Source organism: Neiella litorisoli, assembly GCF_014773395.1.
GTDB lineage: Bacteria > Pseudomonadota > Gammaproteobacteria > Enterobacterales > Neiellaceae > Neiella > Neiella litorisoli.
Window position 1 is genome coordinate 1 of the sequence record NZ_JACXAF010000018.1, and the last position, 21027, is coordinate 21027.

14 protein-coding genes are annotated in these 21027 nt (G+C 50.4%); 5 read left to right on the forward strand and 9 right to left on the reverse strand.

Translation table 11 applies throughout. The features are described from left to right. Window positions 1-135: 135 nt before the first annotated feature. The 4 genes from IC617_RS13385 to IC617_RS13400 all read right to left on the reverse strand — a co-directional run bounded on the left by IC617_RS13385 (window position 136) and on the right by IC617_RS13400 (window position 6273). Entirely contained in the window at window positions 136-2313 is a 2178-nt protein-coding gene (locus tag IC617_RS13385; protein WP_191145497.1) for a M3 family metallopeptidase, read from the reverse strand. Between the two features lie 252 nt (window positions 2314-2565). Continuing rightward, complete coding sequence (locus IC617_RS13390) at window positions 2566-4173, reverse strand: polysaccharide lyase 6 family protein (protein WP_191145498.1); 1608 nt, start codon at window positions 4171-4173, stop codon at window positions 2566-2568. A 184-nt stretch (window positions 4174-4357) separates the two neighbouring features. Next, the gene (locus IC617_RS13395) at window positions 4358-4840 is read right to left on the reverse strand and encodes a response regulator (RefSeq protein ID WP_191145499.1); all 483 of its coding nucleotides are present in this window, start codon (window positions 4838-4840) and stop codon (window positions 4358-4360) included. Between the two features lie 11 nt (window positions 4841-4851). Further along, window positions 4852-6273, reverse strand: a complete 1422-nt coding sequence (locus IC617_RS13400) for an SLC13 family permease (RefSeq protein WP_191145500.1) — start codon at window positions 6271-6273, stop codon at window positions 4852-4854. A 382-nt stretch (window positions 6274-6655) separates the two neighbouring features. Here IC617_RS13400 and IC617_RS13405 point away from each other — a divergent pair, with 382 nt between their 5' ends. Continuing rightward, the gene (locus tag IC617_RS13405; RefSeq protein WP_191145501.1) at window positions 6656-7771 is read left to right on the forward strand and encodes a methyl-accepting chemotaxis protein; all 1116 of its coding nucleotides are present in this window, start codon (window positions 6656-6658) and stop codon (window positions 7769-7771) included. Window positions 7772-7781: 10 nt separating this feature from the next. Next, entirely contained in the window at window positions 7782-8600 is an 819-nt protein-coding gene (locus tag IC617_RS13410; protein WP_191145502.1) for a nitrate- and nitrite sensing domain-containing protein, read from the forward strand. Window positions 8601-8676: 76 nt separating this feature from the next. On the opposite strand, the gene IC617_RS13415 is transcribed toward IC617_RS13410, so the two are convergent. Beyond that, window positions 8677-8865 carry a hypothetical protein gene (locus tag IC617_RS13415; protein WP_191145503.1) on the reverse strand — a complete coding sequence of 63 codons (189 nt, stop codon included), beginning with the start codon at window positions 8863-8865 and terminating at the stop codon, window positions 8677-8679. Window positions 8866-9226: 361 nt separating this feature from the next. Between IC617_RS13415 and IC617_RS13420 the strand changes: the two genes are divergently transcribed. The 3 genes from IC617_RS13420 to IC617_RS13430 all read left to right on the forward strand — a co-directional run bounded on the left by IC617_RS13420 (window position 9227) and on the right by IC617_RS13430 (window position 14849). Continuing rightward, complete coding sequence (locus tag IC617_RS13420) at window positions 9227-11980, forward strand: bifunctional diguanylate cyclase/phosphodiesterase (RefSeq protein WP_224746005.1); 2754 nt, start codon at window positions 9227-9229, stop codon at window positions 11978-11980. A gap of 2 nt (window positions 11981-11982) precedes the next feature. Beyond that, window positions 11983-13461 (forward strand): alpha-amylase family glycosyl hydrolase, encoded by a 1479-nt coding sequence (locus IC617_RS13425; RefSeq protein WP_191145504.1) that lies wholly within the window; start codon window positions 11983-11985, stop codon window positions 13459-13461. 149 nt (window positions 13462-13610) lie between these two features. Next, complete coding sequence (locus tag IC617_RS13430) at window positions 13611-14849, forward strand: ROK family protein (RefSeq protein WP_191145505.1); 1239 nt, start codon at window positions 13611-13613, stop codon at window positions 14847-14849. Between the two features lie 14 nt (window positions 14850-14863). Here IC617_RS13430 and IC617_RS13435 read toward each other — a convergent pair whose 3' ends face one another. The 4 genes from IC617_RS13435 to IC617_RS13450 form a co-directional block, all read right to left on the reverse strand. Continuing rightward, on the reverse strand, window positions 14864-17287 hold the full coding sequence (locus tag IC617_RS13435; RefSeq protein WP_191145506.1) for a glycoside hydrolase family 3 protein: 2424 nt from the start codon (window positions 17285-17287) through the stop codon (window positions 14864-14866). A gap of 201 nt (window positions 17288-17488) precedes the next feature. Continuing rightward, on the reverse strand, window positions 17489-18064 hold the full coding sequence (locus tag IC617_RS13440) for a PqiC family protein (RefSeq protein ID WP_191145507.1): 576 nt from the start codon (window positions 18062-18064) through the stop codon (window positions 17489-17491). Beyond that, window positions 18061-19680 carry an intermembrane transport protein PqiB gene (gene pqiB / locus IC617_RS13445; protein ID WP_191145508.1) on the reverse strand — a complete coding sequence of 540 codons (1620 nt, stop codon included), beginning with the start codon at window positions 19678-19680 and terminating at the stop codon, window positions 18061-18063. The genes IC617_RS13440 and pqiB overlap by 4 nt, the downstream gene beginning before the upstream one ends. Beyond that, window positions 19677-21014 carry a PqiA/YebS family transporter subunit gene (locus IC617_RS13450; protein ID WP_369410405.1) on the reverse strand — a complete coding sequence of 446 codons (1338 nt, stop codon included), beginning with the start codon at window positions 21012-21014 and terminating at the stop codon, window positions 19677-19679. The genes pqiB and IC617_RS13450 overlap by 4 nt, the downstream gene beginning before the upstream one ends. Between the last annotated feature and the right edge of the window lie 13 nt (window positions 21015-21027).

Below are 21027 nucleotides of genomic sequence, written 5' to 3' on the forward strand. Positions count from 1 at the left end.
AAGTGCTGTGGCAAGGATGGCTCAAATTACAAGCCATCCTTGAAGGGTACGAATTAGCCAAGTCTCTTGAACTCTAAGATGTGATCAAGAGACAGGGCAACATGCCTGGCTTGATTAATGACGAAGCGATAGCTTTTAGCTAGCAGGTCCCGCCAATCCGCGGCGGATCAGCAAAGCTTCGGTAGTCGGCTGCTGACCGCGAAGCAACTCATAGCTGGTTGCTGGCAGCTTGCTGTTACCGACAGAAAGAATGAATTTGCGGTACAAATCACCGTTCTCACGGGTCAAACCGCCGTTTTGCTGGATAAAAGCAAACGCATCAGCGGCAAGGATCTCACTCCACATGTAAGCGTAATAACCGGCCGAGTAACCACCGGCAAAGACATGGGCAAAGTATGGTGACTTATAACGCGGTGGAATTGCGGCGATATCAACACCATGCTTTTTCAAAGCTTGCTGCTCAAAGGCCTCTGCATCTTGCAGTGGCGCATCGGCACTCAAGGCATGCCATTCCATATCCAGCAATGCCGAAGCCATGTACTCAAGCGTGTCAAACCCTTGATTAAAGCTACGTGATTTCAGCACCTTGGCTAACAACTCCTGAGGGATCGGCGCGCCGGTTTCATAATGACGGGCATAATTGCCAATAACCACAGGATCTTTCGCCCAGTCTTCTTGGAAGGTCGATGGGAACTCAACGAAATCGCGTGAAACACTGGTACCAGCGAGCGTCTGATAGTTGACGTCGGAGAACATGCCATGAACGCCGTGACCAAACTCGTGGAACATGGTGGTGACATTGTCATAGCTAACCAATGTAGGCTGGCCTTCTGGCGCTTTTGGAATATTCATGACATTGACGATTACAGGCTTGTTGTTCAGCAAGCGGCTCTGCTGAACAAAAGCACTCATCCAGGCGCCACCGCGTTTACCTTCACGTGCAAAGTAATCGCCGTAGAAAATCGCCACGCTGCTACCATCTTCGTCAAACACTTCATAGGCCTTCACATCAGGGTGATAAACCGGCAAATCTGGGCGAGGTTTCAGGGTGATACCAAACAAGCGGTTCATGGTGAAGAACACGCCATCATTCAGCACTCGCTCAAATTCGAAGTATTGCTTAACCTCGGCTTCATCCAAGTCATATTGGTCCTGGCGAACCAACTCGGCATAGTATTCCCAGTCCCACGGCTGCAGCTCAAAATCGCCACCGGTTTTGGTGATCATCGCCTGAATCGCCGCTGCTTCTTTCTCGGCATTGGCGACCACAGCTGGCACCATGCTGGCAAACATGTCCATCACGGCTTGCGGCGTTTTCGCCATGGTGCTGTTGAGTTGATAATCAGCCCAGCTATCAAAACCCAGTAACTTGGCGCGTTGCGCTCGGATCTGAGCCAAACGAGTCAGCACAGGGCGGTTATCCAATTCGCCAGATACACCACGACCCGCCGATGCCTGCCACAGCTTTTGACGGCTGTCACGGTTATCCATCGATGATAGCAGTGGGTGGCGTGTGGTATTGGTCAACTCGACCACGTACTGCCCTTCCAAACCTCGATCAGCAGCGGCTGCCGCGGCAATGGCAAGCTGTGCCTCGCTGAGACCGGCAAGTTGCTCTTTCGAGCTGAATACCACCGCGCCTTGGCGAGCAATTTTTAGTAAGTTCTGACCAAAGTCATTGGTCAATGCCGCATGTTCCTCATTCAAGGCGCGGATTTGCGTTTTTTCAGCTTCAGTGAGCAAGGCGCCGGCGGCGACGAAATTGTCATAATACACTTCCACCAAGCGCAATGATTCGGCATCTAATGCCAGCGACTGGCGATTCTGATAAATCTGCTGAACCCGCTTAAACAGCGCGTCATTCAAGTAAATATCATCTTCATGAGCACTGAGCATTGGTGCCATACGGCCTTCAATGGCGCGAATTTCTTCGGTGCTATCGGTACCCGCTAGATTGTAAAACACACTCATCGCGCGATTCAGCAACTGGCCACTGCGCTCCATCGCGACAATGGTGTTATCAAACGTGGGCGCTGCTGAATTTTCAGCAATCGCTTTAATTTCTTCCGCTTGCTGGGCAATACCGGCTTGCATTGCTGGCTCAAAGTGCTCACTGCGAATCACGGTAAAATCAGGCGCCTGATATTGCAGTTCGCTTGCTGTCATCAGTGGGTTTGACGCCACCGCAGGTGTTGGTTGCGTAGTTTTCACTTCGGTAGTTGGTTGTTCAGTAGACTGAGTGGTCGCTTGCTCGGAGCAAGCGGAAAGTGCCAGTGCAGAAGCAACGACGCTGGCGATTAGCGTAAAACGCATGGAAAACCTCATTGTTGTCGGTATGGAGTAAAGCGCTGCCGCTTGATGCGGCTAAGTCATTGTTATATTCCAACTTCCCGATTTCGACCTGACTTCTGCAAACATATATATTTCATTTTAAATACAATATGTTAACAATTTAAAAGAGAAGTGGAGCGTCGATTGTACTCAGCCTTTGGCTGGGCACAAGCGACCTCGGGAAAAAGCTGCGATAGACATGATCCGGAACAAAACTGGCGCAGCCCGACAACGTTAGGAGCAAGCAGAGTAAGTTTTGGCCTCATCCAGCCAATTGCCATTCAGCCAAGCTGGCCCTAATTTGGCAGATTTCATTTGTTGCTGCCAAAGCAAAGGTGCCGCCATCAACGACAGATCCGCGCCAGCGCCATTGAGCGGTTCGAATAGCTCATCACCAGTCGCAAATGCATCACAGCCTTTGAGCTTGGTTGTGCGATCAATGCGCACCCCTTGCTTAACTAAATCAGACACAGCCCAATCAGAAATATTGCCGCTAAGGGCTTTAAACGATGGATAGTATTCCGCCACATTAGGTCGGCCCTGCTTATTGATGTATTGCGATTCAGGCGTAAAGTCGACACTGATCGACTGCCCTTTCACCCAATATTCATCGAGTGGTTGGTAACCCATTTGCATCACCAGATTATTGGTGAACGTGGTTTGCTGCGGAGGCCGAGTCATATCCTGATCGCGCTTGTACCAAGCCGACAACATCACCGGCTGCACCGAGCGCACCACGGTATTGTGGTCAAACACATTATTGACGCTGAGCTGATAACCATTGATATGGGCTTTATCATCAGCTTCAGAGTAACCGGCCGCCATACCAAGCGCTGTGCGATAGGTTTTTCCTTCGGTCTCGCCCTTTGCCCCTGCCGCACCATCGATATAGTTGTTGCGCTCGACATTGTCTTTACCGATCACTCTTACGCCACCGGAGCCTGCGCGCTGATCCTGTAAAAACCAGTTGTATTGCACCGTATTGCGATCCCCATGGCGCAGCGTCAAGCTCGCGGAGGTATTGCGAATGGTGTTGTATTGATAGAGATTATCAGACGACTTGTTGGAGATGACTTCCGGCTCGCCAGCAACCGACGCATCATCAAACAGGTTCATCTCCACCCGCACTTGCGCCGACACATGTTGACGGCTGGACTCACCAATCAACAATGCTTCGCCGCCATTGTCCAGCGCTTCTCCTTCATTTCGGGAGGCAAAATAGTTGTATTGGATGCGGTGGTTGGCTGGTTTGTTTTCTTTATCGGCATGCTTGAGGTTTACCTGCAGCACTCGGCCCTGAGATTTCTTGGCACCAAAATAGTTGTGCCGGACAATGTTGTAGTAGCCATAAATATCGACCCAGCGATAATCGTCAGCTAAGGCATCATTGTGCTCCTGATCGATACGAATATGCTGCAAAATACACATGTGGCACATATCAGCCGACTTTTCCGTGCTTGCTCCCGGTTTCATATTGGCAATCGGCGCCCGCAGCTTGTTTTTGTAAACTGAAGGTTTAATGTTTTTCAGATCAAAGCCATCAACAACCACGTACTGACCGTAGTAATAAATCCAGCTTTCACCGGTCAGCACGACGCCGCCGGGCGTTTGCGCTTTCAGTCGGACCGGCTTGGCGCGTTTACCCTTGCCTTGAATGGTGATCTTTAAGTTATTGTATTCGCCATCTGGAATGACAATGACATCACCGCCGCGAACGCCGGTTTTCTTCCATTCCTCATTGCCGTTTCCGTCATAGTTAATGGTTTTGGCCTGACCCTGAGCCAATAGACCTAGCCAGATAAAAACAATATAAATAAGCTTTTTGATGAGGTTAGCGCACACAACAGCACTCCAGTTAATTGATCACAACCGAAAACCATTGTCATACCAATAAACAAATTTATCCAAACCAATATTTATAAAATAGATAAACCACACAAATATTGGTTAAACCAATATTAAAAAGCCCGCGAGTTCTGAGAACTCGCGGGCTCTGGCGTATTGCGCTGCACGTCAATGGCTACGGCTAACCTCTGCCAGCAACCAACTCAAAGGTTTTTTCAGCATCCAGCACGGGTTGATAGTCAAGGTAATCCAGGCCGGCAGCAAAGACAAAGCGAGTCAGCGCTCGCTTACATTCCGCCAGCAACTCATCGGGATCCCAAGCCTTTTCAAAATACTGATCAATGCCCGCCTGATTAATCGCTTGTATCGTGTCTTGGTGGGTTGCCAAGCCGGTTAGCAAAAACAGTCGCGTGGTTTTGAAACGACCGTCGCTTGCGATTTCGGTCAGCATTTGGACGCCATTTTTCTCTGGCATCACATGATCCGAGATCACTAACGCAATGGGTTTGCCTTCGGCATCTAACTCTTCTAGCAGGTCAAGACACTCCTGCGCTGACTGACATTCTTCAATATCACAGTGAGAGCTTAGCGAGCCGATGTCACGAGCCACCGCATTAAGAACTTCCGGTTGGTCATCAACACAAATAATCGTTAATTTTTCCATCTTGTTATTCCTTATACGTAGCCAACAACGCGCATCAAATACACCATGACGAATGTCAGGGCGACACCAATGGCGCCCAACGCTGCGCCAACTTTCGCCATATCACCGGTTGTGGTGTGACCCGCGGCATGAGCCAAAGCATTTGGTGGCGTACTAATCGGCAGTGACATGCCAAGAGACGCAGCAAAGGTCACGCACAGCAAAATCGCTTTGGTGCCGCCAAAGCCTGCCAAGCTATCCATGCTCACCGCTAAGGCAGCCACAATTGGCATCAGCAAGTTAGCCGTTGCCGTGTGTGACATGAAGTTGGCCATCAGCAAACACAGTAAAGTGACCGCAAAAATAACCAGCAGCGGCGAGAATTCAGCAAATGGAATAGCACTCACCGCATGAGATGCTAAACCTGTTTTATCTAACGCCAGCCCTAGCGCAAAACCACCGGACACCAACCACAGCACATCCCAAGAGATGTTCTTCAAATCATCCTTGCCGATGATTTTAGTGACCGAGAATACCGCCACTGGGATTAATGCCACGGTGTAGGAATTCATCCCATGTGAGCTACCCATTAACCACAATAAGATGGTGACCGCGAAAGTGACGTAAACCACAATGGCTTTGGGCGTTTTGAGGAACTTGCCTTTGATCGCCAATTCCATTTTATCTTGCTGGCTTGGGAATAGCGTTTTCAGTAAAAACCATGCGATCAGTAGCATCACCACCACAAATGGCACGGCAAAGGACATCCATTCACCAAAGCCAATGTAGTTGTCCCCAGTGAGGTATTTCAGAGCAATGGCGTTGGGCGGCGTGCCAATCGGTGTGCCGATGCCGCCGATGTTAGCCGCAACTGGAATAGCCAGTGCAAACGCAGCTTTGCCACGATCGCCGGGGGAGAAAATCGACAGTACCGGAACTAGGATCGCCAACATCATCGCGGTGGTCGCCGTGTTCGACATAAACATCGAGAAAATTGCCGTGATCACCATCAAACCGAGCATGACGTTGGCCGGCTTATGGCCAAAGGGCTTGAGCAACACCCGCGCTAAATTGACGTCAAGACGATACTTTGTCGCTGCCATGGCGAGGAAGAACCCTCCCAAAAACAGCATGATAATCGGCGAGGCAAAGGTCGCCATAATATCTTTGTAATTCAGAACCACACCGAAATCAGGCTGTTCCACACCGCTTTTAAAGAAGATCAGTGCTTTGTCTGATAACACCAATAGTTCAAGCACAATCACCAACACCGAGGTTGCATAAATGGGGATCGGCTCTAACACCCAACACAATGCGGCCATCACAAATATTGCGACAACTCGTTGTTCCTGAATGGTCATACCCTCAATGCCAAATGCCGATAACGGCAAGCATAAAATGACAATAGGTAAGCCAAAGGCGAGCAAATACCGGAGCGCTTCCTTAAGTTTCACAGCAGACAAATCCTTCGATTGATGGGAGGTATCGAGATGACGGAACTTGAGAGTCTAGTCAAATCAACAGGCATTGCGAATGCGTCAGATCAACTCGCCACACATGTGCGTCATGTTGCACCCAATTGGACAAGCAATCTTGCACAAATGAGAAGCATTCATAGTCAACCACATCCATATGCACCATCAAGGTTCATTTGGCTCACAATTGAATAACGAACGCCAAAACAACGAAAAACACAATTAACCAAACAAATACAATAATTTAAATAAACACTGCTTTATATTAGTGCGTTTGGTTCGGTACTTGCTTAGAAAAACTGTCATTAATTTTTACAGTAGTAACAATGATTCAGTTCAACACACAGGAAGCGAGTCACGGATGATAAGTCGACTATTACAGCAGCTAGGATGCTCCGGCTGCTACAAAATCAGCTTGTTGATGCCTATTCCAGCGATTGTAAGCGCTTTTTTCGGCCACATGGAAATAGCATTTGCATGCGCCCTAATCGGACTAGGTATCCAAACCATTTTATTCAAAGTCATCGACAACGACAGCGTTGCCTTGAATGAGTATTTGCATGAATTAGAAACACAACATGACAATCATGTTGAACGCTGGCTGAAAGGTCCGCTACGGCAAATTCAAGAACCATTCGTTGATATGCTGCGCAGCAAAAGTCGCAGTCTGGAAAGCTTGCAAGCCATCGTTCACGAAATGGGTTATTCCAGCGCTGAGCTGGCTAACAACGCCAACCAAGTTGCCACCCACTCCGAAGATCAGTCTGCCGCCACCACCAGCACCGCAGCAGCAACCACCGAGATATCCCAGAGTATTGATGAGGTGGCCCAACGCATTGAAGATACCCGCACCGCCTCCGAAAGTGCCAAAGCGATCTGCTCCGAGGGCCATCAAGCGCTGCGCTCAGCACAACAGCAAGTCAACACAGTCACAGCTCTGGCCAACGAAACCGGCGCGAGAATTAAGTCGCTGGAGGACAACCTATCGACAGTGGTAAGCATGTCTCAGATCATTCGAGAGATTGCAGAGCAAACCAATTTACTGGCATTAAACGCTGCCATCGAAGCCGCCCGAGCGGGTGATCATGGCCGCGGCTTTGCTGTGGTTGCTGACGAGGTTCGGGGACTGGCGCAACGCAGTCACGAGTCGGCCAATGCCATTACCGAACATGCTTCGGGCGTTACTAACAACATGAAACAGGTGGCGGATCACATGGATCATGTGGTGTCGCAAAGCGATCAATGCCTGACCAGCGTGTCTTCGGCAGTGGACGTACTGGAGCAAATTGTCAGTACGTCTGACCAAGTTTCCAATGAAATTGCCGGTATCGCCAGTGCTACTGAGCAGCAAGTCATTGCCACCCGAGAAATTTCTTCTCATATCGAAAACGTCGCTGTTACTGCTAAGGAGAATGCCTTTATGGCAAAGCAAACAGCCGATGTGGCTCAACACCTCCGAGCCTTAGTTCAGTCATAGGAATATTCTGATGGATAATTATCTCAATATCGTTTTGGTGGTGTTAGCGGTATCCGCCCTTCTCGCAGTGGTCGTATGGTTTTCCAACTATCGCATCCGCCAGCAAACCAACATGCGTTACCAGCAAGGGATTGACTGGTTACAGCAGTTACGCGAACTGCTGACCGCAGTGCAGCAGCATCGCGGTCTCACCAATGGCTACCTCAATGGTGATGAATCGGCCAAAATCAGAATTGCTGAGTTGCAGCGACAAATCGGACAAGCCATTGCCAAGCTGAACCAACAAGGCCCCTGGATCCAACGTTCTGAGCGCTGGAAGAGTATTCAGGATCACTGGGCACGGCTATCCACTAACTATATCAATCATCAGGCCAGTTACGCGCTGGAGCAGCACAACCGCCTGGTGTTGAACGTCTTGCATCTGATTGAAGACTGCGCCGAGCAACACCACTTGCAAGAGCTGCAGCTGGCTGCTAACCAACCCGCCGAGGAATTGTGGAAGTCGACCTTGTTTAATGCCGAATACATCGGTCAGGCCCGCGCATTAGGTACCGGAGTCGCGGCATCGGCTCATTGCAGCAGCGTTGAGCGGATCCGCTTAAAGTATTTACACAGCAAGCTTGAGGAATACCAACTGTCGGTGGCTACCAGCCAAATTAAAGGCAAGCTGTCGCCCTTGTTATCGAGTATTGAAACCAACGTGATGGTGTCACATCCATCAATTCAGCCAAGCGCTTACTTCGCCTTAGCAACGGAAGCCTTGGACAGTGTCATTGTCGGTTTTGATCAAGGTCTGGAGCAACTGAACCGCCAGATCAAAACCAGTTGAAACGATGATTAAGATGCAAAAAACGCCAGCTAAGTTGTTAGCTGGCGTTTTTTGTTGCGTACTTACGGCAGATGGCTTAGTTGGAAAATGGTGGACTTGGATGCTCGTCTTGTAGTGATAACAAGGTTTCTCTCACCAAATCATGGGCACGTTGCTTTTGCTTTGCATCATGCAAATGCAGGCCGCTGCCAAGCTCCTGGCTATCGTCTGAGCCATTGCTTGCTGTTCCGATTGGTCGACATATGTTGTGGTCTGCGTTCGCCATAGTGGCACCTCTGGTTGGGATAGTTCACGTCTACTAGCCGTTATTTTGTTTTTTATTGGCTCGATTGCTTATAGCTAATAATGATTATCACTCTGAGTCAAAAAAAATAATTGGCCAAGTAATTAAGGTCAAGTTGCGAGCTGGATCATGTAGTTGAACATTTCCCACGGTCCACGACCACTCCAAGTCGCCGATGCCGCAAAACGCAACTTAGCGGGTTCCCTACTTGCCTGCCTAAGCGAATTGTAAATTATGATAAAAATCATGCAGTAATCACTATTAAAAACAAGCCAAATTGAGCAAACATGCTAAGCTCAATAAGTTTGTAAAGCATGGACTTCTGCCGAAGGGAATTTAAATCATGATGGCAAGCAAGCAAGCAGACGACTCTCGGCCACTGACTTTAAGCCAGCCAGAGAGCGGCTGGCTCAATTTAAAAGAGTGGTTTGTTATCGCAATCGGGATGATCATTTGCCTAGCTATTTATTTTGGCATTAGCGTTAATTCAACGCGGCTGGCCAAAGCTCAGCAAGCCAACGAATTGATTAGCCAAGCACACACTGCCAGCAAAGAAGCACTGTTACTCATTCAGTATGATGATTTACTCAGACGGCATGACGCCGTTGCTCCCTTTCTTGCCCAAGCAGAACACTACTTAACCTTGTTACAGCAAGGCGGCACGTACAATCAACAAACGATTACGCCTGCGATCACACCAGCTAAACAAAGCGCCCAATTAGCCGCTGCTCAACAAGCTATTAGTCAATTGCGAAGCGGTATTGGCAACGACCAAGCTCATCAGCAACAACAACTAGCCGCGATGACGTTAGAGCAATCGCTGGCGCAGCTAGAGCAGTATTTTCAGCGACAGCAACATAGTCAGTTTGATTCCTTTTATCTAATGGAACTAGCCCTGATTGCAATCGTGTTACTGCTAACTGCCGTTGGCGTGATCCTGTTGCGCCGCAGCAATGCCATTCACCAACAGAATGAATACAATCTCAAGCAATCGGAAATCGCCGCCAAGCGCGCCGCGGAGCAATTGCAGTTGGTTATTGATGGTGCCGAATTAGGCTTTTACGACTGGGATTACAGCTCCGGCAAAGTGTTAGTCAATAGTCATTGGCTGGAATTTCTCGGACTACCGACCGACAACAACTTGCTCAATATCGAAGACATCATGGGCCGCACCCATCCCGATGATACGGTCATGCTGCAACAGCGCTTAAACGAATGCATCCAAGCCGGCTCTGGCTATACCTTGGAATATCGACTGCAGCACGAGCAAGGCCACTGGGTGTGGTTTGAAGATAGCGGCAAGGTCGTCGAACTAAGTGACCACAGCAACAATCATGCGAACGATGACGTGCAACGCATCTGTGGCACTTTGAAAAACATTAACAACCGCAAACAAGCTGAACTCGAATATCGTGAAAACGAGCGCCGTTTTCGACGTTTAATTGAAGCACTACCGACGGTGGCTGTTCAGGGCTACAACCGCAACAGAGAAGTCATTTATTGGAATGATGCTAGTCGCCGCGTTTACGGCTACAGCAAACAAGAAGCTCTCGGGCAAAAACTTGAGCACCTAATTATTCCCGAGCCCATGCGCGAGGCGGTTGTCCAGGCTCACCATGAGTGGGTGGTCGAAGGCAAAGAGATCCCCGCCTCCGAGCTGAGTTTATTGCACAAAGACGGCCACTTGGTGCCGGTTTTTTCCAGTCACGTGATGCTCAAACAAGACTCCGACCAACCAGAAATGTTTTGCGTCGATGTTGATCTCACCGATCAGCACCGCACCGCGGCCGAGCTCAAACGGCTGGCATCCAAAGACTTACTGACCAACTTGCCGAACCGACGTTTCCTCGAAGAAGAACTCCATCGTCGATTGGCCGAAGCCAGCCGATTCGGGCAACAGCTCGCCGTACTATTTATTGATTTAGATTTGTTTAAAGACGTCAATGACTCGATGGGGCACAACGCTGGCGATCACTTACTTCAGCAAGTTGCCGATCGCCTGAAATCCCATCTACGTCATTACGACACACTGTCACGCTTCGGTGGCGACGAATTCATCATTGTGTTGCCCAATATCGCCGGTCGCAATGAGATCCAAACCGTGGCCGACAAAGTCATGTCTGAGTTTGAACAAACTTATCGGCTTTACGAGCAAGATATTTATGTCACCGCATCCATTGGTATCAGCATGTATCCCGACGATGGCGAAACCACCGCTGAGCTCTTGAAGTATGCTGATGCCGCCATGTATCAAGCCAAGGAATCGGGTCGTAATCGCTATCGATTCTTTGCCGCGTCCATGAACGAGCAACTCAACCGGCAACGGCAAATCGCCACCAGCTTGCGACAATCACTCGACGGCGACGATTTTCATCTGGTATTCCAACCGCAAATCGATCTGGCCAGCCAGCACATAGTGGCATGCGAAGCCTTATTGCGATGGCAACCCAAAGAAGCATCCAACTGGGCCTCGCCAGCTGAGTTTATCCCCGTCGCTGAGCGCTCTGACTTGATTATCCGCATCGGCCAATGGGTGGTGCAGGCCGCTTGCCGACAAGTTGCCAAATGGCGCTCGCAGCAATTATTGCCGATTCGAGTCGATATCAATGTGTCGGGCAAACAACTGCACCAACCCGGATTTTTTAACTTTTTAAATGACACTATTGCCGAATATGGTTTAACGCCGAAAGACATTGGTATTGAGCTGACCGAAAACGTCCTGATTGGTGCGGATGACGACTTGTTACGTCGCCTAACTCAGCTTCATGACGCAGGCATGGAGATCTCTATTGATGATTTTGGTACCGGCTACTCGTCACTCAGCTATCTCAAACTATTCCCCGTGCGAACATTAAAAATTGATCGCATGTTTGTGGAGGAAGCGCCCTATCAACAAAAAGACAGGGCTATTTTTGAGGCCATCGTTAATGTTGGCCACAAACTGGGATTGAACATCGTGGTTGAAGGCATTGAAACGGAACAGCAAACCCTGTTTTGCCAGCAATTGCATTATGATTTAGCGCAAGGTTACTATTTCTACAAACCCATGCCTGCCAGTCAATTGGCCGATTTACTCACTCGCTCAGAGCCGAATTAATCATGTCGCCGAGCTCATCACCACATCCATTGCTGCTGCAAATCAATACGCGGGTTGAAGTCAACCGTCTGAGCCAGCAACTCGGACGTCCAGCCACCCTTGATGACATTGACGAACAACAAATCGGCTGCTGGCAAGACGCTGGCTACCAGTGGATCTGGCTGTTGGGCGTCTGGCAAACCGGTTTGGCCTCACAACAGGTTTCAAGGAATCACCCTGCTTGGCAGCAAGAGTATCGCGAGACGTTGGTTGATTTGACTGAGCAAGACATTGGCGGCTCCTGCTTCGCCATTGCCGACTATCAGGTGCACCATGATCTCGGAGGCCCTGAAGCTTTGGCGAAGTTGAGGCAACGGCTCGCGCAACGTGGTCTGAAATTAATGCTCGATTTCGTGCCGAATCATATTGCCCTCGATCATCCATGGGTTAGCCAGACTCCCGCCATGGTGATCAACGCAAGTGAGCAGCAACTTTGCCTGCAACCTGGCAATTACTGCCGTTTGAGTAATGGCCCAATCATCGCTTATGGCCGCGATCCTCACTTACCGGGGTGGCCGGATACCGCGCAACTCGACTACAGCCAGCCGGCCGTCCAGCAAGCCATGATGACAACATTGCAGCATATCGCCGATCAGTGCGACGGCGTCCGATGCGATATGGCGATGTTGCAGCTGCCGGAAGTATTTGCCAGAACTTGGGGCCTTGCCATGGCGCCATTCTGGCCACAGGCCATTGCTCAGGTAAAACAACACCACCCTGACTTTATCTTTATGGCTGAAGTGTACTGGGATATGGAGTGGCCATTGCTGCAACAAGGCTTTGATTATGCCTATGACAAACGTTTGTATGATCGCCTGTTCAGTCATCAGGCAGAGGCAATTCACGCTCACCTGAGTGCCGATCTGAATTACCAACGTCAGTTGGTTCGATTTATTGAAAATCATGACGAAGCGAGAGTCAGCCAACAGCTTAGCGCGGAACAACACCGAGCCGCGGCGCTAATTGCACTCACCGCTCCGGGTTGCCGCTTTATTCACCAAGGTCAGCAGCTTGGTTATCGCGCGCGGATCACGCCACACCTGATCCGAGGCCCCAATGAGCCAACAGACGCTCATTTGGCGGCGTTTTACCAGCAGCTACTCAGCTGTTTGCGTGAGCCGGTCATGCACTTCGGCGATTGGCAATTATGCCACTGTGATTTGGCGTGGCCTGACAACCATTCGTGTCAACGCATCATTGCCATGAGCTGGCATCAGGCTGATGAGCAATTTCTGGTGGTGGTCAACTACGCAGCGGATGCCAGCCAAGGCTATCTGCGCGGGCCTTTTATCCCTCGTCAGTCCGAGCAACTGGAATTTTCCGATCTGCTCAGTGATGCGTGCTATGTCCGCGATAATCGCCAATTGCAGCAACAAGGCTTGTACCTCGATCTGCCCGCCTGGGGCTATCACCTGTTTCAAGTCAGCGCCAAGGCCAACTAACGGGCCGGCCAGCTGATTAATCAGACATCCGCAGCAACAATTATTCAATATCAACACTGCCACGTTTAACTTCGATTAAGTTACCGTGACACTTGCGCTACCATAACAGCATTAGACGGTTTCATTGTCGTAAATAAATTAAGAGCCGCATGACCCACAAACAGCAACAGCAACGTCAACTGACGCGCTACAAACAACAATCGACTTTGGGTTTGGTCTATCAAATAATTGATCAACTTGGCCCAGTGTCGCGCATCGAAATTGCCGACCACGCCCACCTTGCCCCTGCCAGTATCACCAAACTGACTCGGCAACTACTGCCACTGGGGATCATTGAAGAGCAAGAGCCGCAGGCTTCTACCGGCGGTCGTCGCGCAATTAACCTGGCGACATCACCCAGTACTCACCAAATCGTCGCGGTCAGAATTGATCGCACCCAGCTGCATCTGGGCCTTTGTGATTTGAGCGGGCAAACCCTCGCCAGCCGGCTGGTGGATTTGCACGCCAGCAATGCCGCTGAATTACTCAGTCAAATCAGTGATGAAGTGTCGACCTTATTGGCCATTCACATCCGCAAAGAGCATCACTTAATTGCCATTGCCATCACCTGCCCTGGGTTACTCAATACTGAAACTGGCGTGATCAGCTACTCCCCCCACATTCCATTAGAGCAGCCGCTAGCCATTGCTGATGAGATCAGCGCAGTATTCAATGTGCCTTGTTATCTGGGCAATAGCACCCGTTCACTTGCATTGGCAGAGCACTACTTTGGTAATGCCCGAGATTGTCGGGACGTCGTCGTGGTGCGCATCGATCATGGCATTGGTGCCGGCATCATCATGGATGGCGAAGTACTGATGGGCCAAGGTTTAAATCGTGGTGAAATCGGCCATATTCAGGTTAACCCGTTGGGCGAGCGTTGCCATTGCGGTAACTTCGGTTGCCTAGAAACGGTGGCGGCCGATGACGCAGTGGTCAAGCGAGTACAACAACTCAATGGCTCGGGCTACCCAACTCACTTAACCGTCAACGAGTCAACCACTGGCGAGTTGACCATGAGCAAAATCTGCCAAGCGGCCTTAAATGGCGATCAATTGGCTCAACAAGTACTCCGAGAAGCCGCCGAATTCATTGGCAAAGCTTTGGCGACCACGGTTAATTTGCTCAATCCACAAAAGATCATTATTGGTGGCGATCTAATCCAAGCCTGGCGCATCATTGAGCCAGTGCTCAATGCCACCTTGCAGCAACAAACCTTGGCAACTTTCTATGACCGCCTGCAAGTCAGGGCTTCAAGTATTGAGCAAGACAGCTTGCTGGCGCCGTTTGCCTTGATCAAGCGGGCTCTCAACAAAGGCCCACTGCTGCACTCAATGATTGAAAAATAGTACTGCAGGCCCCGTTAGGTTGCCGGCGGACACAAACGAATGTCGGCAAGTTCAATGTGGGCTTTACCAGCACAACTGAGCACAAATTTATTGGTCACCTGAGTCCAGCTAAACCCTGCTTGACTCAACGAGGACAGCGCCACTTTGAGTTGCTGCCACTGGCCATCACCACTTAGCATGGCCTTGATATCAACCGCCTTAGTGACTTGGTCGTTCGGTGCGGTCATGGTCAGTAGCAAAGGCTCAGAGGGCTGCTCAACCACCCGAATCATAAACACCAATTCGGCGTCGTTATCGGCAAAGGTCGTTAAATTACGAGCATGGCCAGCAATGGCAAATGCCGCCTGTTGGCCGCCAAACCATTGCAGTCCCAGCGCATCTTCCTGAACCTGCCAGTCGACGGTATGGATTGCCAAAACCTCACCCAACTGCTGGGTACTGCTAACAACCAGCTCCTGCTGCTGCGCCGATTCAAGCTGCAGATGCATGTTTTCCCCCGGCACACGATGGAAAATCAGCAGATCAGCCGACGGTTTTGGATAGGGCAAACTGTTTTGCTCCGGCAGCGGCGCCAAGGTTCGATCATGCTCCTGATAACTCAAGCCAAAGCCGTATTCAAATAACGGATCGTAATGGCTATCTTCTCGATTCAATACCAGCTGATCATCGGTTCGCGGCCAAGAAAATGACAACTTACCCTGAAAGTCATAGCGGATCCGCCCTGCCGCATCTGCCACCAGCACATCAGCGACACCAGCCCCTTCGCTACCGGGCAACCAAGCCACCACAAAGGCATCGGCAGCGTTCAATTCCTTGTTGATCCACAACGGACGGCCAGTAACAAAGACCGCAACAACTGGGATCCCCTGAGATTTGAGCGACTGCAACAACTTCAAGTCATCTTTGTGTTGATAGTCATATTCGATGTGTTCGATATCGCCAACCCCTTCGGCGTAGGGGATTTCACCAAACACCACAACAGCCAGATCGGGCCGGCGCTGAAAGCTACCGTCAGTTGACAGCTCGCTGGTCCCCTGTTGCGCGCCAATCGCCTCCGCTAGACCAGCACCAATAGCGGTTGCTCCGGGGAAATCATCATTGCTGTTATCTGTGCCCTGCCAGGTGACGCTCCAGCCACCACATTGACGGGCAATATCGTTGGCCGCATTACCGGTGATCAAGACATGCTGGCGCGGCTGTATGGGCAGTAGGTGATCGTTGTCTTTGAGTAGCACCAGCGATTCGCGAACCGCCTGACGAGCAATGGCTCGATGTGATTCATCACCAATCAATTCTTGTTTAGCCGCCAGCGGCCGCTTTGATGGTGGCGGCGCATCCATCACTCCGGCGCGATACTTAACCCGTAAGATCCGCCGCACAGCATCATCAATCCGCGCGAGCTCAATCTCGCCATTGCGGACCTGCTCAACAGTGTTATCAAACAGCCCCTGCCAATGTTGCGGCACCATAATGATATCGACGCCAGCGTTGATCACGGCAGCACAGCTGTCGTTGCGACACCCCGGCACTTGCGCATGACCATTCCAATCGCCGACGATCAAGCCATCAAAGCCCATCCGTTGTTTCAACACCTCGGTCAGCAAGTATTGATGACCATGCAACTTGTCGCCATGCCAACAATTAAACGAAGCCATAATGGTCTGGACTCCGGCCTCAATGGCGCTGGCGTAGCCTTGGCCGTGAAGGTGATAAAGCGCCTGCTCATCGCTTAAGTTGTTGCCCTGATCGATACCATGTTCGGTGCCACCGTCACCAATAAAGTGTTTTGCACAAGCAATGCATTTTTCAGCGTTAAAGAAGTCGCCCTCAACATCGGCCGCGACGCCCTGAATACCTTCAACCATGGCTTTGGCATAGCGTCGAACTAGCTCAGGACTCTCTGAATAACTTTCATAAGTTCGCCCCCAGCGATTGTCACGCACCACCGCAACGGTCGGTGCAAAGAGCCACTCAATACCGGTTGCCAGCACTTCTTTGGCGGTTGCCTGACCAATGGCCTGAATTAATTCGGGGTGATGGCAAGCGCCAAGGCCAATGTTATGGGGAAAAATCGTTGCGCCGATGACATTATTGTGGCCATGAACGGCGTCTGTTCCCCACATGGTCGGGATCCCTGCGTCACTGGCAATCGCCGCGTGATAATAGCGGTCGGCGACTTCAAGCCAGTCCTCTGGCTTGGCATGTTTGTCGTTGTTGGGGTAAGAGCCACCGCCGTTGAGATAAGAGCCAAAGCCATATTGCTGCATCTGCTGCTCGCTGATGAAGCGGATCTCAGGCTGAATCATTTGGGCAACTTTTTGCTCAAGTGACAAGGCATTCAGCTGCTGCTCGATTTGCTGTTCCAGTTTTGGATCCAAGCCTGGTGCTGGCTGCAATTTCGGCCAACAGTGAATGTCATGGTTGTTGCTCAAAGGCATATTATTCTCCGACGCTGAACGGCAATCACCAGTCCGTCGCTTTGCTGTGCGTGGCGACAGGATAGCGAAATAGAACACCAAATGAAATCGTTTTCAAACAAACCAAGGTCGCTCACTGCGAAATCACTGGAACCAAAAACGCCCAGCAAAGCTGGGCGTTTTGATGAGCTGTCGTTAACAGCCACGGCACCATAAAAAGTGCTACTGCTGAATTTCGCTGGCAATGCGCGTCATTTCATCAATCCAGATTGCCCGCATTTGATTCACCGCATCATCATAATTATTAGCGGCAAAGGTCGCTTCTCGCTGAAATTGCCCAGTGATATAGCTGCCATCCGGTTGTTTCAGCTGATAGCGGCCAGCAACACGCAATTGCGAATCGGAGATCAAATGAAAGCGGTTGACCTCCACGTCAAGCACCATGGTTTCTTGCTCACTGCTAGAGCCAGCTAACACTTTCAACCCCGGCAAGGCACGGGCAAAGGTCTCAACGGTCAGCGCGGATAACTCACCGGCTAACGGGCTAGCCCAGCGCTGACGCGGCAAGCTTACCAACTGATTGTCGCCAATTTGAACCATCAGCCGGGGGTCGTTCAAGTAATCGGCAACGTTCACCCGACGCACCTCTAATAAGCCCGAAAGGGAGCTGTTGGTAACCCCATCAATCTCAACCGGTGAGGCGATCAATGAATACTGATTTGGCTGCGGCGGCGGCGATGCACAGCCCACTAACAACATTGCAACTAGCGTGGCCGCGTAAATCTTGAGTGCATTCATTCAGTCGTGTCCTTTTTCAAAACCGGATCCTTAACCTGACCGCCAAAGATAAAGGCATCAGGTTTTTGATTCACCATTTCCAGCAACGGCTTAAGCTCCCAAAGCACATGCTCCAGTGATTGCACCGTCTGACGCAAATCCTGATGCAAGGCGCTGCTACTATCGTAGGTCGCCAACGTTTTTTGCAGTTGCTCGAGTGTCGCAGCTAAATCAGCATCAGATTCTTCATTGATCAAAATCTTGTCGAGTTTAGCGGCAGCACCATCAAAGGTCGCCATCGCTCGGTTGGCGTTGCTCAGCACCGCGTTCAGCTCTGTCACTGTGTTTTCTAGCGGCAGTTGCTCAATTTTCTTCATGATGCTGGAGATTTGCTCTGCCATTCGAGTCAAACCACTGGGAATGCTTGGCATCATCTTAAAGCCAGCGTTGTGAGCAACTTGAATGAGCGGTTCTGAAACTGGCGCAGCATCATCATAAAAGTCGAGGTCTATATAGCGGGCGCCTGTCAGCACATTGCCGGTTTGAATGGTGGCGCGAAAACCGCGGCTGATCATTTCCTGCATTTCGGCATACCATTCTTCGTTGGTTGGGATGTCACTGCCATCAAACCAACGCTCAAACTCGAAATGAACCAACACTGGAATAATGCCGTTTTTCGACATCACTTCGGATTCGATGGGTTTACGGTACGGTGCTTCAATCACAGTTCCCACTCGAATACCCCGGAATTCCACTGGCGAGTCGGGTCCCAAATTAGCAATCGACTCTTCAAAGAACATCAACACCGGAACAAAGCGTTCAAAATTGCCTTCGGTCGCCTCTTTTTCAGAGACATGAAGCTTGAACGAGTCACCACTGGCCACTCGCCCGACGGGATTTTCTCCCTTTGCAAAACCAAAGGTGACTCCACCGCTGAGCAGGCTCTCCATGGAGTCCATCTGAACACTCAGCCCCTCGGTGTTCATTTTTAGTTGAATCGCCGATTGAATCCAAAACTTACTATTAGTGGCAATCAGATCATCAAACGGCGCTTTGATAAACAAGATGTAATCAATTCGAGCGGCCTCTGTGTTGTAGCTCACTTGCTCAACCTGACCCACTTCAAAGCCTTTGTAGTTGACTGGCGTGCCAGCCTCTACCGACTTATTGCCCTCGCTGTACAAGCTCAGGCGAATACCATCAGTGTCCGGATCGCCTAACGGCGGCTCTTGCAACAGCGTGTATTGATCGCGCAACTTGTCACTGACACCGGGGCGGACTTCAATATAGGCACCTGACAAAATGGTTGTCAGGCCGCTAACGCCACCGCGACCGACGCGCGGCTTGACCACCCACAATTGACTATCCTCCACCAGCATTCCGGCATAGGGCTTGTCGATTCGAGCCTGCACAATGGTGTGAGAGTAATCGTCACTGAGAATAATCGACTCCACTTTACCAATATTCACCGAGCGCGATTTCAGCGTCGTTTTACCCGCCGTTAAGCCATCGGCATTGGCCATTGTAATGGTGACCAATGGCCCCAAGCTGCTGTAGTGCTGATACGCCATCCACAGCCCAATCAGTGCCGCAACAATCGGCACAAACCAAACTGAAGATATCTTTGCCTTACTCATGAACGGTGGTTCTCCTTGCTGTGGCTATCATCCCAAATTAATCGCGGATCAAAACTCATCGCTGAAATCATGGTCAAGATCACGACGCCGGCAAAAGATACGGTCGCCGGACCAGGGTAGATGACGATTAAGCCGTCAATACGAATTAATGCTGCCAGTATGGCAACGACAAAGACATCGATCATCGACCAACGCCCGACAAATTCAGTCAGCCGGTATAACTTGAGCTGCTTTTGAGGCTCAAAGTTGCGGCTCGATTTGACACTGTATGCTAACCATGCAATCGCCACCATTTTAGCCAATGGCACCATCACGCTAGCGATAAAGATCACCATCGCCACCGGATAGGACTTTAACTGCCAAAGCAAAATCACACCGCCCATAATGGTGGCCGGATCAGAGCCGCCCAATAAGCTGGTATCCATGATGGGTAAAATGTTGGCAGGAATATAAAGCACCATGGACGCCAGCAAAAAGGCCAGCACCCGATCTAAATTCGGATCTTTACGGGCATGAGTGTGATGATGACAGCGGGGGCATGTGGCGACATCAAGGCCGTTTAAGTGGCCGCAATAATGGCAGAGTTGAAAGTTGTTGGCATATGCCGAGCGCTCTTTATCTGTCACCTCGACATCGTCCATCGGTGACACCAACTGGCGCCAAAGCCAGGGTAAATCGGTCACTATGGTTGTTTTCACCAACAGAATGGTAAACAAACAAAAGGCCCAAAAACTCAGGCCAAACGTGACATCCGCCATCCCCATCACTTTCACCAGCGACACCAGAATACCGATCAAAAAGACATCGACCATTAACCAGTGTTTGGAATGCTGCAACATCAACAAACAAGCTTTGGCGCCGGGCGGCTTTTTATTAAGCAACATGGCACTATGCAAGTAGCAAATGATCAGTAGGAAACTGAGCGGAAAAACCACCAAGGTGACAAACAACAGCAGCGCCAATTCGTTGTAACCATAGGTAATTAAGCTACGGACGGTCTGGGCAAAGTTCATGGTGGCCGAATGGCCTGCCGAAGCAAACGACATAAAGGAATACATCAGCGAAGCAATCAGCATCATGATGGCAGCGCTGGCATAAGCAATGGGTGCCAAAACAGGCGAGCGATGCACCACTGAAATATGGTGATGACAACGGGGGCAATGAACGGCTTCGCCGTCATCAGCAACCGCCTTATCGATAAGGTGGTCACACTCCTCACAAGCGGTTTGCGCGGTCATTGACTGGCTTGATTCAGAAATTTGATGGGCCACGGGCTTGGTTTCAGCAAACTCGTTAGTCGGAGAGGTATCCGCGCTGGTCGCTTGAGCGCTCACTATGTCGTCAATC